Origin of the sequence: Vogesella indigofera (assembly GCF_028548395.1) — a bacterium.
GTDB lineage: Bacteria > Pseudomonadota > Gammaproteobacteria > Burkholderiales > Chromobacteriaceae > Vogesella > Vogesella indigofera_A.
In genome coordinates, this window is sequence record NZ_JAQQLA010000015.1 from 1 (window position 1) to 16327 (window position 16327).

A 16327-nucleotide genomic window follows, 5' to 3' on the forward strand; every position below is an offset into this window, starting at 1 on the left:
CTGAACAAGGCTGACCTGGTGGATGACGCTGAACTGCTGGAACTGGTTGAAATGGAAGTGCGTGACCTGCTGTCGTCCTACGACTTCCCAGGCGACGACACCCCGATCGTGACCGGCTCTGCCCGTCTGGCGCTGGAAGGCGATCAGTCCGAATACGGCGAACCAGCGATCTTCCGTCTGGCCGACGCACTGGATACCTACATTCCGACGCCAGAGCGCGCTGTTGACAAGCCGTTCCTGCTACCTATCGAAGACGTATTCTCCATCTCCGGCCGCGGTACCGTGGTGACCGGTCGTGTAGAGCGCGGTATCGTTAAAGTTGGTGAAGAACTGGAAATCGTTGGTCTGAAGAACACTGTCAAGACCACTTGCACCGGCGTGGAAATGTTCCGCAAGCTGCTGGACCAGGGTCAGGCTGGCGACAACGTAGGCGTGCTGCTGCGTGGTACCAAGCGTGAAGATGTTGAGCGTGGTCAGGTTCTGGTTAAGCCGGGTTCGATCAAGCCGCACACCACATTCACTGGTTCGGTGTACGTTCTGTCGAAAGAAGAAGGTGGTCGTCACACTCCATTCTTCGCTAACTACCGTCCGCAGTTCTACTTCCGTACGACTGACGTGACTGGTGCTGTTAGTCTGCCAGAAGGCGTGGAAATGGTTATGCCAGGCGACAACGTAGAAATCAAGGTTGAGCTGATTGCTCCGATCGCGATGGAAGAAGGTCTGCGTTTCGCCATCCGTGAAGGTGGTCGCACCGTTGGTGCTGGCGTTGTTGCCAAAATCATCGCTTGATAAATAGGTTTTAGGCCAGTAGCTCAATTGGTAGAGTATCGGTCTCCAAAACCGAGGGTTGGGGGTTCGAGACCCTCCTGGCCTGCCAATTAAGACTAACCGGCGCTTATGCGCCGGTTAGTCTTTTTGACGCATGTAAATGGTGGAAACGACAGATGGAAATGCAAGATAGACTGAAGCTGGTTGCGGCGATTCTGGTGTTGGTGGCAGGGGTGGTTGGTTTTTACCTGTTGCCGGCAGACCAGGGTGTGTTGCGCGCACTGCTTTTTGTAGTCTCGATTGCGATTGCGGCCGGCGTGGTCTGGTTGTCGTCGCCAGGCAAGCAGTTTGTGCTTTATGCGCAAGAGTCGCTTGTCGAGGCTAAAAAGGTGGTGTGGCCGACAAGAAAAGAAGCAACCCAGATGACGCTGATGGTTTTTGTCTTCGTGCTGGTGCTGTCCTTGTTCATGTGGCTGGTCGATTCCTCCCTGTCGTGGCTGTTCTACGACGTATTGCTTAATAGAGGTTAATCATGGCAAAGCGTTGGTATGTCGTGCACGCGTACTCCGGCTTCGAGAAGAGTGTGCAAAAGGCGCTGCGTGAGCGCATCGAGCGCGACGGTTTGCAGGATTTGTTTGGCCAGGTGCTGGTGCCGGTTGAAGAAGTGGTCGACATCAAGAATGGTCGTCGCTCCATTACCGAGCGCAAGTTCTTCCCTGGTTATGTGTTGGTCGAGATGGAAATGACCGATGAAACCTGGCATCTGGTGAAGAGTACGCCAAAGGTGACCGGTTTTGTCGGTGGTACCGCCAACCGTCCGGCGCCGATCTCGGTGAAAGAGGTCGAGTCCATCATGCAGCAGATGCAGGAAGGGGTAGAGAAGCCCAAGCCTAAGGTGCTGTTCGAGGTGGGTGAGCGCGTTCGCGTGAACGAAGGTCCATTCAATGACTTCAACGGCACGGTCGACGAAGTCAATTACGAGCGCAACAGGCTGCGCGTTTCGGTGCAGATTTTCGGTCGTGATACCCCGGTTGAACTCGAATTCAGCCAGGTCGAAAAACTTTAAGTTGTTGTTTTTTTGTGGGGCAGGTATAATCTTGCTCCTTTCACTTGGGGAGCGGTTAATCCGCGCTTAACCCATACACGGAGTCTACATCGTGGCAAAGAAAATCATCGGCTACATCAAGCTGCAAGTGCCAGCTGGTAAAGCCAACCCATCGCCTCCTATCGGTCCTGCGCTGGGTCAGCGCGGTCTGAACATCATGGAATTCTGCAAGGCGTTCAACGCCCAGACTCAAGGCGTCGAGCCAGGTCTGCCGATTCCGGTGGTGATCACTGCTTACGCAGACAAATCCTTCACCTTCGTGATGAAGACCCCTCCTGCTACCATCCTGCTGAAAAAAGCAGCTGGTATCCAGAAGGGCAGCGCCAAGGCTCACGCTGACAAAGTCGGCAAAGTGACCCGCGCACAACTGGAAGACATCGCCAAAGCCAAGCAGCCAGACCTGACTGCCGCTGACCTTGACGCTGCAGTTCGTACTATTGCTGGTTCCGCCCGCTCCATGGGTCTGGAAGTGGAGGGTGTGTAACATGGCAAAACTGTCCAAGCGCGTTCAAGCCCTGAAGGCTCAGGTTGATCGTAACAAGCTGTACGCCGTTGAAGAAGCCATCGCTCTGGTTAAGGGTGCTGCTACTGCAAAATTCGATGAGTCCATCGACGTTGCCGTGAATCTGGGCGTGGATCCACGTAAATCCGACCAGGTTGTGCGTGGTTCGGTTGTGCTGCCACGTGGTACCGGCAAGTCGGTACGCGTTGCCGTGTTTGCACAAGGTGCAAACGCTGAAGCAGCCAAGGCTGCCGGTGCAGAAGTGGTTGGTTTCGAAGACCTGGCTGAACAAGTCAAGGCCGGTAACCTGGACTTCGACGTTGTGATTGCTTCCCCGGATGCAATGCGCGTTGTCGGCCAACTGGGTCAGATCCTGGGTCCACGTGGCCTGATGCCTAACCCGAAGGTCGGTACTGTTACCCCTAACGTTGCCGAAGCCGTGAAAAACGCCAAGGCCGGTCAGGTTCAGTACCGTACCGACAAGGCTGGTATCATCCACGCCACTCTGGGTCGTGCTTCGTTCGAAGTGGAAGCCCTGCGCGAAAACTTTGTTGCTCTGGTTGACGCTTTGGTTAAAGCCAAGCCAGCTGCATCCAAAGGCGTATACCTGAAGAAAATTGCCGTATCCAGCACCATGGGTGTTGGTGTGCGCGTTGACACTGCAACTACTGGCGTTTAATCCGCTGGTCTAGCAGTTTCACAAAGGCTTTGGGCTGGCAGGCTTTGCCTGCCAGATTGTCAAAGACCGTAGGTGTCGCTTGACTTAATGCTCGCAAGAGTAGCCTACGCAGATGGTGAACCCTTAGAAGGCTTTCAACGTATTTGGCTCATGTAGCTCAGGGGTAGAGCACTCCCTTGGTAAGGGAGAGGTCGGCGGTTCAATTCCGCCCATGAGCACCATCCGTTTGTTATGTCTCCTGATTAGGTCGCCGCTGCAAAGCGAAGCAGAATATCCTGCTTCATTTCAGTCTAGGAGGTGGACCTTGAGTCTCAATATTGAAGATAAAAAGGCGGTTGTAGCTGCGGTATCTGCCCAACTGGCAGATGCACAGACACTCGTTATCGCTGAATATCGGGGCATCGAGGTTAGTAGCATGACCAAACTCCGCGCCAAGGCGCGTGAGAACGGCGTGTACCTGCGTGTTCTGAAGAACACTCTGGTACGTCGCGCCGTTGCTGGTACATCGTTCGAAGCACTGGCTGACCAAATGGTTGGCCCGCTGGTTTACGCTGTATCTGCTGATCCGGTAGCTGCTGCCAAGGTGCTGCAACAATTTGCCAAGGACGACAGCAAGATCGTTGTCAAGGCAGGTTCCTACAACGGCAAAGTACTGAGTGCTGCCGAAGTAGCCGAACTGGCTTCTATCCCGAGCCGCGAAGAGCTGCTGTCCAAGCTGCTCTACGTTATGCAGGCTCCGGTATCTGGTTTCGCTCGCGCTCTGGCCGCTCTGGCCGAGCAGAAGCAAGCCGAAGCCGCTTAATTTATTCGATTCATACCGTATTCAGGAGTTTTACAAATGGCTATCACCAAAGAAGATATCCTCGACGCAGTTGCTGGTCTGACTGTTATGGAACTGAACGACCTGGTTAAGGCGTTCGAAGAGAAGTTCGGCGTTTCCGCCGCTGCTGTTGCTGTTGCCGGTCCTGCTGGCGCTGGCGCTGCTGCTGCTGAAGAGCAAACCGAATTCGACGTGATCCTGACTGCTGCTGGCGAAAGCAAAGTTAACGTGATCAAGGTTGTTCGTGCGATCACCGGTCTGGGCCTGAAAGAAGCCAAAGACCTGGTAGACGGCGCTCCTAAGGCTGTTAAAGAAGGCGTGTCCAAAGCTGAAGCTGACGACGTTGCCAAGCAGCTGATCGAAGCTGGTGCCAAGGCTGAAGTAAAATAATCTTCCCTAGGGAAGATTAGTGAGGCTGGTGGAGAAATCCGCCAGCCTTGTTGCGCTTGTAATGCTCTAACAAGTCGCTAAAGGTCAGCATTCAAGTTTTGTGGCTGCTGACGTTTGGTTTCTTGCGCCACCCCCCACAATGGAGACTCTATGAGTTATTCGTTTACTGAGAAAAAACGTATTCGTAAAAGCTTTGCGAAGCGTAAAACCGTTCTCGACGTCCCATTCCTGTTGGCAACGCAGATTGATTCGTACACTGAGTTCCTCCAGTTGGGTGTGCCGTACGATCAGCGTAAGGATGCGGGCCTGCAGGCCGCATTCAAGTCGATTTTCCCGATCGTAAGTCACAACGGTTTTGCCCGCCTCGACTTTGTACACTATGTCCTGGGTGAGCCACCGTTTGACGTTCAGGAATGTCAGCTGCGCGGCATTACCTTTGCATCGCCCCTGCGTGCACGAATCCGTTTGACCATTCTCGATCGCGAATCTTCCAAGCCGGTGGTGAAGGAAGTGCGCGAGAACGAAGTCTACATGGGTGAAATCCCGCTGATGACCTCGAACGGCTCGTTCATCATCAACGGTACCGAGCGCGTCATCGTTTCCCAGTTGCACCGTTCGCCAGGCGTGTTTTTCGAGCACGATCGCGGCAAGACCCACTCTTCCGGCAAACTGCTGTTCTCCGCCCGCGTGATTCCTTACCGCGGCTCGTGGCTGGACTTCGAGTTCGACGCCAAGGATCAGCTGTTCTTCCGTATCGACCGCCGTCGCAAGATGCCGGTTTCGATCCTGCTCAAGGCACTGGGTTATACCAGCGAGCGCATCCTGTCCGAATTCTACAGCTGCGACACTTTCTTCCTGACCAAGAACGGCGTGTTCCAGAAAGTGGTTGCCGACCGTCTGAAGGGCGAAGTGGCCAAGCTGGACATCGTTGGCGAAGACGGCAAGCTGATCGTCGCCAAGGACAAGCGCATCACCGCCAAGCACATCCGTGACATCGCTGCGGCCAACCTTGACCGTATCGAAGTGCCGTTCGACGTGCTGGTCGGCAAGATCCTGGCCCGCAACGTGATCGCCCCGGAAACCGGCGAAGTGATCGCGCGCGCTAACGAAGAAATCACCGACGACCTGCTGGCCAAGATGGACATCCATGACGTCGCCGAAGTCGACGTGCTGTTCATCAACGACCTGGACCACGGCGGTTACATCGCGCACACCCTGCGCGGCGACGACATCGCCGACCAGCTGCAGGCGCGTGTGGCGATCTACCGCATGATGCGCCCGGGCGAGCCGCCAACAGAAGACGCTGTCGAGCAACTGTTCCAGCGCCTGTTCTTCAACGAGGACAGCTACGACCTGTCCCGTGTTGGCCGCATGAAGTTCAACACCCGCACTTACCAGTACAAGCTGGACGACAAGTCGCCGGAGTGGTTCAAGACCATGCTGTCCGACACCTTCGCCCATCGCCGCGACGTGATGGACGGCGTGCTGTCGAACGAGGACATCGTGTCGGTCATCGCCATCCTGGTCGAGCTGCGCAACGGCCGTGGCGAAGTGGACGATATCGATCATCTGGGTAACCGTCGTGTGCGTTCCGTCGGCGAACTGGCCGAGAACCAGTTCCGTGCCGGTCTGGTGCGTGTCGAGCGCGCGGTGAAGGAACGCCTGAATCAGGCTGAATCCGACAACCTGATGCCGCACGACCTGATCAATGCCAAGCCGGTATCGGCCGCGATCAAGGAATTTTTCGGCTCCAGCCAGCTGTCGCAGTTCATGGACCAGACCAACCCGCTGTCCGAAGTGACCCACAAGCGCCGTGTTTCGGCCCTGGGCCCGGGCGGTCTGACCCGCGAGCGCGCCGGCTTCGAAGTGCGTGACGTTCACCCGACCCACTACGGACGCGTGTGCCCGATCGAGACGCCGGAAGGTCCGAACATCGGTCTGATCAACTCGCTGTCGGTCTATGCCCGCACCAACGAGTACGGCTTCCTCGAGACGCCGTACCGCAAGGTGATCGACGGCAAGGTGACCAACGAGATCGACTACCTGTCGGCGATCGAAGAAGGTCGCTACATCATCGCCCAGGCCAACGCCGAGCTGGCGGATGACGGCAGCCTGATCGACGAGCTGGTGACCTGCCGTGAAAAAGGCGAAACCATCCTGTCGACACCGGATCGCGTGCAGTACATGGACGTGGCTACCGGTCAGGTGGTGTCGGTGGCGGCCTCGCTGATTCCGTTCCTGGAACATGACGATGCGAACCGTGCCTTGATGGGTGCCAACATGCAGCGTCAGGCGGTGCCTTGCCTGCGTCCGGAAAAATCCTTCGTTGGTACCGGTATCGAACGTGCGGTGGCTACCGACTCCGGCACCACCGTGGTGGCACGCCGTGGCGGCGTGGTGGATTACGTCGACGCGACCCGTGTTGTGGTGCGTGTCAATGACGAAGAAGCACTGGCCGGTGAAGTCGGTGTCGATATCTACAACCTGACCAAGTTCACCCGTTCCAACCAGAACACCAACATCAACCAGCGCCCGGTGGTCAGCGTCGGTGACGTGATTGCCCGCGGTGACGTGGTGGCCGACGGTGCCTCGACCGACATGGGCGAGCTGGCGCTGGGTCAGAACATGACCATCGCCTTCATGCCGTGGAACGGCTACAACTTCGAAGACTCGATCCTGATCTCGGAGAAGGTGGTTGCTGACGACCGCTACACTTCGATCCACATCGAAGAGCTGTCGGTGGTGGCACGTGATACCAAGCTGGGGCCGGAAGAAATCTCCCGCGATATCCCGAACCTGTCCGAGCGCATGTCCAACCGCCTCGACGACTCCGGCATCGTTTACATCGGCGCCGAAGTGACCGCCGGTGACGTGCTGGTCGGCAAGGTGACGCCGAAGGGCGAAACCCAGCTGACGCCGGAGGAGAAGCTGCTGCGCGCGATCTTCGGTGAAAAAGCGTCCGACGTGAAAGACACCTCGCTGCGCGTGCCGACCGGCATGGTCGGTACCGTGATCGACGTGCAGGTGTTCACCCGTGAAGGCATCGAGCGCGACAAGCGTGCCCAGTCCATCATCGATGCCGAACTGAAGCGCTATCGCCTCGACCTGAACGACCAGCTGCGCATTTTCGAAAACGATGCCTTCAGCCGTATCGAGCGCCTGATCCTGGGCAAGGTCGCCAACGGCGGTCCGAAGCGTCTGGCCAAGGGCACCGAGATCGACGTCGCCTACCTGGACGGCCTGCCGTCCAAGCACGAATGGTTCGACATCCGCATGGCCGATGAAGACATCGCCAAGCAGCTGGAACTGATCAAAGAAAGCCTGGCGCAGAAGCGTGAAGAATTCGACCTCAAGTTCGAAGACAAGAAGCGCAAGCTGACCCAGGGCGACGAACTGCCGCCTGGCGTGCAGAAGATGGTCAAGGTCTACATCGCGGTGAAACGCCGCCTGCAGGCTGGTGACAAGATGGCCGGTCGTCACGGTAACAAGGGTGTGGTATCGCGCATCCTGCCGGTGGAAGACATGCCGTACATGGCCGACGGCCGTCCGGTCGACATCGTGCTGAACCCGCTGGGCGTTCCGTCGCGGATGAACATCGGTCAGATTCTGGAAGTGCACCTCGGCTGGGCTGCCAAGGGTATCGGCGAGCGTATCGACCGCATGCTGAAGCAGCAGCAGGGCATCAGCGAGATGCGTGCCTACCTGGAACGCATCTACAACGATACCGGCAAGCAGGAATCGCTGGCGGAAATGTCGGATGACGAAATCCTGACCCTGGCGCAGAACCTGCGCAAGGGCATGCCGTTCGCGACGCCGGTGTTTGACGGTGCCAAAGAATCCGAAATCATGCACATGCTGCAGCTGGCGTACCCGGATGAAGACGAGCACACCGCGCATCTGGACTTCAACGGCAGCAAGACGCAGATGACGCTGTTCGATGGCCGCTCCGGCGAAGCCTTCGACCGCCGCGTGACGGTCGGTGTGATGCACTACCTGAAGCTGCATCACCTGGTTGACGACAAGATGCACGCCCGTTCCACCGGTCCGTACTCGCTGGTGACCCAGCAGCCGCTGGGTGGTAAGGCGCAGTTCGGTGGCCAGCGTTTCGGTGAGATGGAAGTCTGGGCGCTGGAAGCCTACGGCGCGGCTTACACGCTGCAGGAGATGCTGACCGTGAAGTCGGACGATGTCACCGGCCGTACCAAGATTTACGAAAACATCGTCAAGGGCGAACACAAGATCGACGCCGGCATGCCGGAATCCTTTAACGTACTCGTTAAAGAAATTCGCTCGCTGGGCCTGGATATCGACCTGGAACGTTATTAATTAGGCAAGGTTGCCTGCGGCCAACGTTGGCCGCAGGCTCCTCCTGAATGGAGACGCAATGAAAGCTCTGCTCGATCTCTTTAAGCAAGTTACGCAAGAAGAAGAGTTTGATGCGATTAAGATCGGCATCGCCTCCCCGGACAAGATCCGTTCCTGGTCGTTCGGTGAAGTCAAGAAACCGGAAACCATCAACTACCGGACATTCAAGCCGGAGCGTGATGGCCTGTTCTGCGCCCGTATTTTCGGGCCGGTAAAAGACTATGAATGCTTGTGCGGCAAGTACAAGCGTCTGAAACATCGCGGCGTGATCTGCGAGAAGTGTGGCGTTGAAGTCACCCTGTCCAAGGTGCGTCGTGAGCGCATGGGCCACATCGAACTGGCGTCGCCGGTTGCGCATATCTGGTTCCTGAAGTCGCTGCCATCCCGTCTGGGCATGGTGCTGGACATGACCCTGCGCGACATCGAACGCGTGCTGTACTTCGAAGCCTTCGTGGTGACCGAACCTGGTCTGACCAGCCTGCAGCCACGTCAGCTGCTGAGCGAGGAAGACTACCTCGACAAGCTGGACGAGTACGGCGAAGAATTCGTGGCGCTGATGGGGGCCGAAGCGGTACGCGAACTGCTCAAGCGCCTGGATCTGACTTCCGAAGTCGACACCCTGCGCAGCGAACTGTCGTCGACCTCGTCTGACACCAAGATCAAGAAGATCGCCAAGCGCCTGAAGGTGCTGGAAGCGTTCCAGCGTTCCGGCATGAAGCCGGAATGGATGATCATGGAAGTGTTGCCGGTGCTGCCGCCGGAACTGCGTCCGCTGGTGCCGCTGGATGGTGGCCGTTTCGCGACCTCTGACCTGAACGACCTGTACCGCCGCGTCATCAACCGTAACAACCGCCTGAAGCGTCTGCTGGAACTGCGCGCGCCGGACATCATCGTGCGCAACGAGAAGCGCATGCTGCAGGAATCGGTTGACTCGCTGCTGGACAACGGCCGTCGCGGCAAGGCGATGACCGGCGCCAACAAGCGTCCGCTGAAGTCGCTGGCCGACATGATCAAGGGCAAGGGCGGTCGTTTCCGTCAGAACTTGCTGGGTAAGCGCGTCGACTACTCCGGTCGTTCCGTGATTACCGTGGGCCCGACCCTGCGTCTGCACCAGTGCGGTCTGCCGAAGAAAATGGCGCTGGAACTGTTCAAGCCGTTCATCTTCCACAAGCTGGAAGTGCTGGGCCTGGCGTCCACCATCAAGGCGGCCAAGAAGCTGGTCGAGCAGGAAGTGCCGGAAGTGTGGGACATCCTGGAAGACGTGATCCGCGAACATCCGGTACTGCTGAACCGTGCACCAACGCTGCACCGTCTGGGTATCCAGGCGTTCGAACCGCTGCTGATCGAAGGCAAGGCCATCCAGCTGCATCCGCTGGTCTGCGCGGCATTCAACGCCGACTTCGACGGTGACCAGATGGCCGTACACGTGCCGCTGTCCATCGAAGCGCAGATGGAAGCCCGCACCCTGATGCTGGCTACCAACAACGTGCTGTCGCCAGCCAACGGCGAGCCGATCATCGTGCCGTCGCAGGATATCGTGCTGGGTCTGTACTACATGACCCGCGACAAGGTAAACGGCAAGAACGAAGGCATGGTCTTCGCCGACACCTCCGAAGTGCATCGTGCCTACGAGACACGTCAGGTAGAGCTGGCGACCCGTATCACCGTGCGCCTGAAGGAATGGGTCAAGGACGAGCAGGGCGAGTTCCAGCCGGTGATCAAGCGCTACGACACCACCGTTGGCCGCGCCATCCTGTCGGAAATCCTGCCGAAGGGCCTGCCGTTCGAGTACATCAACAAGGCGCTGAAGAAGAAGGAAATCTCGCGTCTGATCAACGGCTCGTTCCGTCGTTGCGGCATCCGCGACACCGTGATCTTCGCCGACCAGCTGATGTACACCGGTTTTGCCTACTCCACCCGTGGCGGCATCTCGATCTGCGTCGACGACATGCTGATCCCAGTGAAGAAGACCGAACTGCTGGGCGAAGCCAACAAGGAAGTCAAAGAGATCGAAGAGCAGTATCGTCAGGGTCTGGTGACCCAAGGCGAACGCTACAACAAGGTCGTCGATATCTGGGGTCGCACCGGCGACAAGATCGCCAAGGCGATGATGGACGGTCTGTCCACGCAGAAGGTGATCGACCGCGAAGGCAAGGAAGTCGATCAGGAATCGTTCAACTCGATTTACATGATGGCCGACTCCGGTGCCCGTGGTTCCGCGGCACAGATCAAGCAGCTGGCCGGTATGCGTGGCCTGATGGCGAAACCGGACGGTTCGATTATCGAAACGCCGATTACCGCCAACTTCCGCGAAGGCCTGACCGTTCTGCAGTACTTCATTTCGACGCACGGTGCCCGTAAGGGTCTGGCCGATACCGCACTGAAGACCGCCAACTCCGGTTACCTGACCCGTCGTCTGGTCGACGTGACTCAGGATCTGGTGGTGATCGAGGACGATTGCGGCACCAGCAACGGTTTCGCAATGAAGGCTGTGGTACAGGGCGGTGACGTGATCGAACCGCTGCGCGATCGTATCTTGGGTCGTGTCACCGCGACTGACGTGGTTGACCCGTCCAGCAACGAGACCGTTATCGAAGCCGGCACCCTGCTGGATGAAAGCCTGATCGAGCTGATCGACAGTCTGGGTATCGACGAAGTCAAGGTGCGTACCGCCATCACTTGCGACACCCGCTACGGCCTGTGCGCACAGTGTTACGGCCGTGATCTGGCACGAGGCAAGCGCGTCAATGCCGGTGAAGCTGTCGGTGTGATCGCTGCGCAGTCGATTGGTGAGCCGGGTACCCAGCTGACCATGCGTACCTTCCACATCGGTGGTGCGGCGTCGCGAAATGCCGCTGCCAGCCAGGTTGAAGGTAAGTCCAACGGTACCGTGCGCTTCAATAGCCAGATGCGTTACGTGGCCAACAGCAAGGGCGAGCTGATCGTGATCACTCGTTCCGGCGAAGTGGTGATCCATGACGACGTTGGCCGCGAGCGCGAGCGTCACAAGGTGCCGTACGGCGCGACCCTGATGGTGACCGACGGTCTGACCATCAAGGCCGGTGCAGTACTGGCAACATGGGACCCGCACACCCGTCCGATCATCACCGAGTACGCTGGTCGCGTGAAGTTCGAGAACGTGGAAGAGGGCGCCACCGTTGCCAAGCAGACCGACGAAGTCACCGGTCTGTCCACGCTGGTGGTGATCGACTCCAAGCGTCGCGCCACGGCCCAGTCGAAGATGCTGCGTCCGCTGGTAAAACTGCTGGACGACAATGGTAATGAAGTGAAACTGGCCGGTTCCGATGCCTCGGTATCGATTACCTTCCAGGTTGGCGCGATCATTACCGTGCGTGATGGCCAGGAAGTGGGCAAGGGTGAAGTGCTGGCACGTATTCCACAGGAATCGTCCAAGACCCGTGACATTACCGGTGGTCTGCCGCGTGTGGCCGAACTGTTCGAAGCCCGTTCGCCGAAAGATGCCGGCATGCTGGCCGAGGTGACCGGTACCGTTTCCTTCGGTAAGGACACCAAGGGCAAGCAGCGCCTGATCATCACCGATCTGGACGGCTACGCACACGAAAGCCTGATTCCGAAAGACAAGCACGTACTGGTGCACGACGGTCAAGTCGTGAACCGCGGTGAAGTGATTGTCGACGGTCCGGTGGATCCGCACGACATCCTGCGTCTGCAGGGTATCGAGGCGCTGGCACGCTACATCAGCCAGGAAGTGCAGGAGGTTTACCGTCTGCAGGGCGTGAAGATTAACGACAAGCACATCGAGGTGATCGTTCGCCAGATGCTGCGTCGCGTGATCATCACTGACAACGGCGATACCGACTTCATCATCGGCGAGCAGGTTGAGCGTGCCGAAGTGCTGGAAACCAACGACAACATGATTGCCGAAGGCAAGATGCCGGCCCAGTACGACAACGTACTGCTGGGTATCACCAAGGCATCGCTGTCGACGGATTCCTTCATCTCCGCGGCCTCGTTCCAGGAAACCACGCGCGTGCTGACCGAAGCTGCGATCATGGGCAAGAAGGATGATCTGCGCGGCCTGAAGGAAAACGTGATCGTTGGTCGCCTGATCCCGGCCGGTACCGGTCTGGCTTACCATCGCAACCGTCGTCGCCTGAGCGAGAACGGTGATGCGACGACCGAATCGTCGGCACTCGAATCCGAGATCGAAGTTAGCGACAACCAGCTGTAATTAGCCGGTTTTGCAAAAAACGCTGCACATTCAATGGTTAACATTGGGTGTGCAGCGTTATTTTATTGACGCTGGCAGTTGACCAAAATATAATCCACGATCTTCTCGGTGGTATGGTGCCGCCGAAAGATTCAATTAGGAACTGATAGTAATGCCAACCATTAACCAACTCGTTCGTAAAGGCCGTGCCCCGGTTGTTTCGAAGAGCAAGGTGCCAGCACTGGAGGCCTGCCCGCAGAAACGTGGCGTGTGCACCCGTGTTTACACTACTACCCCTAAGAAGCCGAACTCCGCTCTGCGTAAAGTGTGCAAGGTTCGTCTGACCAACGGTTTCGAAGTGATTTCGTACATCGGCGGTGAAGGCCACAACCTGCAAGAACACTCGGTCGTGCTGATCCGTGGCGGTCGTGTAAAAGACTTGCCAGGTGTGCGTTACCACACCGTTCGCGGCTCCCTGGACACTGCCGGCGTGAAAGACCGTAAGCAGGCTCGTTCCAAGTACGGTGCCAAGCGTCCTAAGTAATTGTTACTTGGGTCGTCAGCGGCAGCATTTGCTGTCGAGTAAGTGGCTGCTCCATTGAGTAGTCGCGAGCATGAAGCTCAACTGAATAGATTGAAGGAATTGAAATGCCAAGACGCAGAGAAGTCCCGAAGCGCGATGTCCTGCCGGATCCGAAGTTTGGTAGCCAGGATCTGTCCAAGTTCATGAACGTTGTGATGATCGACGGCAAGAAGTCTGTTGCCGAGCGCATCATTTACGGCGCCCTCGAGCAAATCGAGAAGAAGAGCGGCAAGAACGCTCTTGAAGTATTCAATACTGCACTGACTAACGCTAAGCCGGTTGTTGAAGTTAAGAGCCGTCGCGTTGGTGGTGCAAACTATCAAGTTCCTGTTGAAGTACGTCCATCCCGTCGTATGGCTCTGGCCATGCGCTGGTTGCGCGATGCTGCACGCAAGCGTGGCGAAAAGTCCATGGACCTGCGTCTGGCCGGCGAGCTGATGGATGCGGCTGAAGGCCGCGGCGGCGCCATGAAGAAGCGCGATGAAGTGCATCGTATGGCTGAAGCCAACAAAGCATTCTCCCACTTCCGCTTCTAATAATCATCCTGCGAAAGGATTCTGGCCGTGGCTAGAAAAACTCCTATTGAACGGTACCGTAACATCGGTATCTCTGCGCATATTGATGCGGGTAAAACCACCACTACAGAACGTATTCTGTTCTATACCGGTGTGAACCACAAAATCGGTGAAGTGCATGATGGCGCCGCCACCATGGACTGGATGGAGCAGGAGCAGGAACGCGGTATCACCATTACCTCGGCTGCCACCACCACCTACTGGAAGGGCATGGCTCTCCAGTTCCCCGAGCACCACTTCAACATCATTGATACCCCGGGCCACGTGGACTTTACCATTGAGGTAGAGCGTTCCATGCGTGTGCTGGACGGTGCGGTGATGGTTTACTGCGCCGTGGGTGGCGTACAGCCTCAGTCCGAGACTGTATGGCGCCAGGCCAACAAGTACAAAGTGCCACGCATTGCCTTCGTGAACAAGATGGACCGTCAGGGTGCCAACTTCTTCCGTGCCGTAGAACAGGTTAAGACCCGTCTGCGTGGCAATCCGGTGCCTATCGTGGTGCCTATCGGTGCCGAAGAAGGCTTTACCGGTGTGGTTGATCTGCTGAAGATGAAAGCCATCATCTGGGACGAAGCCTCCCAGGGTATGAAGTTCGAATACGGCGACATCCCGGCTGATCTGGTAGCGGTTGCTGAAGAGTGGCGCGAGAAGATGGTTGAAGCGGCGGCGGAAGTCGACGAAGACACCATGAACAAGTACCTCGAAGGCGAAGCACTGACCGAAGAAGAAATCGTTCACGGTCTGCGTCAGCGTACCCTGCGTTGCGAAATCCAGCCGATGCTGTGCGGCTCCGCGTTCAAGAACAAGGGTGTTCAGCGCATGCTGGATGCAGTTGTTGAACTGCTGCCTAGCCCGCTGGACGTGCCGCCGGTTCCGGGTGAACTGGACGACGGTACCCCGACGACTCGCGAAGCTTCCGACACTGCACCGTTCTCGGCGCTGGCATTCAAGCTGATGAACGACCCGTACGTTGGTCAGCTGACGTTCTTCCGTGTCTACTCCGGCGTGGTTAACTCCGGCGACACCGTTCTTAACTCGGTTAAGGGCAAGAAAGAGCGTATGGGCCGTATCGTGCAGATGCACGCTAACGACCGTAAGGAAATTACCGAAGTTCGTGCCGGCGACATCGCTGCCGGTATCGGCCTGAAGGAAGTGACCACCGGTGAAACCCTGTGTGCTACCGATGCACCGCTGATTCTGGAACGCATGGAGTTCCCGGAGCCAGTAATCCACGTTGCCGTTGAGCCAAAAACCAAGGCTGACCAAGAGAAGATGGGTGTTGCCCTGAACCGCTTGGCCAAGGAAGATCCTTCGTTCCGTGTTCGCACCGACGAAGAATCCGGCCAGACTATCATTTCCGGTATGGGTGAACTGCACCTGGAAATTCTGGTTGACCGCATGAAGCGCGAATTCGGTGTTGAAGCCAACGTCGGCGCGCCTCAGGTTGCCTACCGTGAAACTATCACCAAGACTGTGACTGAAGTTGACGGTAAGCACGTCAAGCAGTCCGGTGGTAAGGGTCAGTACGGTCACGCCCAGATCACTCTGGAGCCGTCTGGCGAAGGTAATGGCTACAAGTTCATCGACGAAATCAAGGGCGGTACAATTCCTCGCGAATTCATCCCTTCGGTTGACAAGGGTATTCAGAACACCCTGTCCAGCGGTATCTTGGCCGGCTTCCCGGTGGTTGACGTAACCGTACGTCTGACCTTCGGTTCCTACCATGATGTCGACTCGTCGCAGATCGCCTTTGAATTGGCCGGTTCCATCGCCTTCAAAGAAGCCATGCGTCGTGCTGGTCCTTGCATCCTCGAGCCGATGATGGCCGTGGAAGTGGAGACTCCGGAAGAGTACATGGGTGACGTGATGGGTGACCTGAACCGTCGTCGCGGTATCGTTCAGGGTATGGACGATGATGGTCTGGGTGGCAAGAAGATCAAGGCCGAAGTTCCGCTGGCCGAGATGTTCGGTTACTCCACTGACCTGCGTTCCGCAACCCAGGGTCGTGCAACCTACTCCATGGAGTTCAAGCACTACTCTGAAGCTCCTAAGCATGTTGCCGACGCTGTGATGACTGCTCGTAAGTAATTTGGCGCGCAAGGTTGGCCGCATGCGGCCAACCTTGTAACTGTTTGTTCTTTATTTTAGGAATTTTGCAAAATGGCAAAAGAAAAGTTTGCGCGGACCAAGCCGCACGTAAACGTTGGTACCATCGGTCACGTTGACCACGGTAAAACCACTCTGACTGCAGCGATCACCACTATTCTGTCGAAGAAATTCGGTGGCGAAGCGAAAGATTACTCGCAGATCGACAGCGCGCCAGAAGAAAAAGCACGTGGTATCACCAT

General features: G+C 57.1%; 13 protein-coding genes and 2 tRNA genes. All 15 read left to right on the plus strand.

Translation table 11 applies throughout. The features are described 5' to 3' along the window. The coding region (locus PQU89_RS17020; protein WP_272766801.1) for an elongation factor Tu at window positions 1-789 on the plus strand (789 nt) is incomplete at its 5' end. Window positions 790-801: 12 nt separating this feature from the next. Next, a tRNA-Trp gene (locus PQU89_RS17025) sits at window positions 802-877 on the plus strand. A 67-nt stretch (window positions 878-944) separates the two neighbouring features. Then, a complete protein-coding gene (secE, locus tag PQU89_RS17030) occupies window positions 945-1298 on the plus strand; it encodes a preprotein translocase subunit SecE (protein ID WP_082133841.1) in 354 nt (117 codons plus the stop codon). Between the two features lie 2 nt (window positions 1299-1300). Further along, the gene (gene nusG / locus PQU89_RS17035) at window positions 1301-1834 is read left to right on the plus strand and encodes a transcription termination/antitermination protein NusG (protein ID WP_047968376.1); all 534 of its coding nucleotides are present in this window, start codon (window positions 1301-1303) and stop codon (window positions 1832-1834) included. 91 nt (window positions 1835-1925) lie between these two features. Next, window positions 1926-2357, plus strand: coding sequence for a 50S ribosomal protein L11 (gene rplK / locus PQU89_RS17040; RefSeq protein WP_047968375.1), 432 nt, complete (start codon window positions 1926-1928; stop codon window positions 2355-2357). A 1-nt stretch (window position 2358) separates the two neighbouring features. Beyond that, window positions 2359-3054, plus strand: a complete 696-nt coding sequence (gene rplA, locus PQU89_RS17045; protein ID WP_047968374.1) for a 50S ribosomal protein L1 — start codon at window positions 2359-2361, stop codon at window positions 3052-3054. 146 nt (window positions 3055-3200) lie between these two features. After that, window positions 3201-3275 (plus strand) — tRNA-Thr (locus PQU89_RS17050). An 83-nt stretch (window positions 3276-3358) separates the two neighbouring features. Next, a complete protein-coding gene (gene rplJ / locus PQU89_RS17055; RefSeq protein WP_272766814.1) occupies window positions 3359-3856 on the plus strand; it encodes a 50S ribosomal protein L10 in 498 nt (165 codons plus the stop codon). 36 nt (window positions 3857-3892) lie between these two features. Then, the gene (gene rplL, locus PQU89_RS17060) at window positions 3893-4264 is read left to right on the plus strand and encodes a 50S ribosomal protein L7/L12 (protein WP_047968372.1); all 372 of its coding nucleotides are present in this window, start codon (window positions 3893-3895) and stop codon (window positions 4262-4264) included. Window positions 4265-4414: 150 nt separating this feature from the next. After that, window positions 4415-8590, plus strand: coding sequence for a DNA-directed RNA polymerase subunit beta (gene rpoB / locus PQU89_RS17065; protein WP_272766815.1), 4176 nt, complete (start codon window positions 4415-4417; stop codon window positions 8588-8590). A gap of 58 nt (window positions 8591-8648) precedes the next feature. Next, window positions 8649-12842, plus strand: coding sequence for a DNA-directed RNA polymerase subunit beta' (rpoC, locus tag PQU89_RS17070; RefSeq protein WP_272766816.1), 4194 nt, complete (start codon window positions 8649-8651; stop codon window positions 12840-12842). Window positions 12843-12993: 151 nt separating this feature from the next. Continuing rightward, complete coding sequence (gene rpsL, locus PQU89_RS17075) at window positions 12994-13365, plus strand: 30S ribosomal protein S12 (protein ID WP_047968369.1); 372 nt, start codon at window positions 12994-12996, stop codon at window positions 13363-13365. Window positions 13366-13469: 104 nt separating this feature from the next. Then, window positions 13470-13940: a 30S ribosomal protein S7 gene (rpsG, locus tag PQU89_RS17080; RefSeq protein ID WP_047968368.1), complete on the plus strand. Its 471-nt coding sequence runs from the start codon at window positions 13470-13472 to the stop codon at window positions 13938-13940. Window positions 13941-13967: 27 nt separating this feature from the next. Beyond that, window positions 13968-16067, plus strand: coding sequence for an elongation factor G (fusA, locus tag PQU89_RS17085; protein WP_272766817.1), 2100 nt, complete (start codon window positions 13968-13970; stop codon window positions 16065-16067). Window positions 16068-16139: 72 nt separating this feature from the next. After that, the coding region (locus tag PQU89_RS17090; RefSeq protein WP_272766628.1) for a GTP-binding protein at window positions 16140-16327 on the plus strand (188 nt) is incomplete at its 3' end.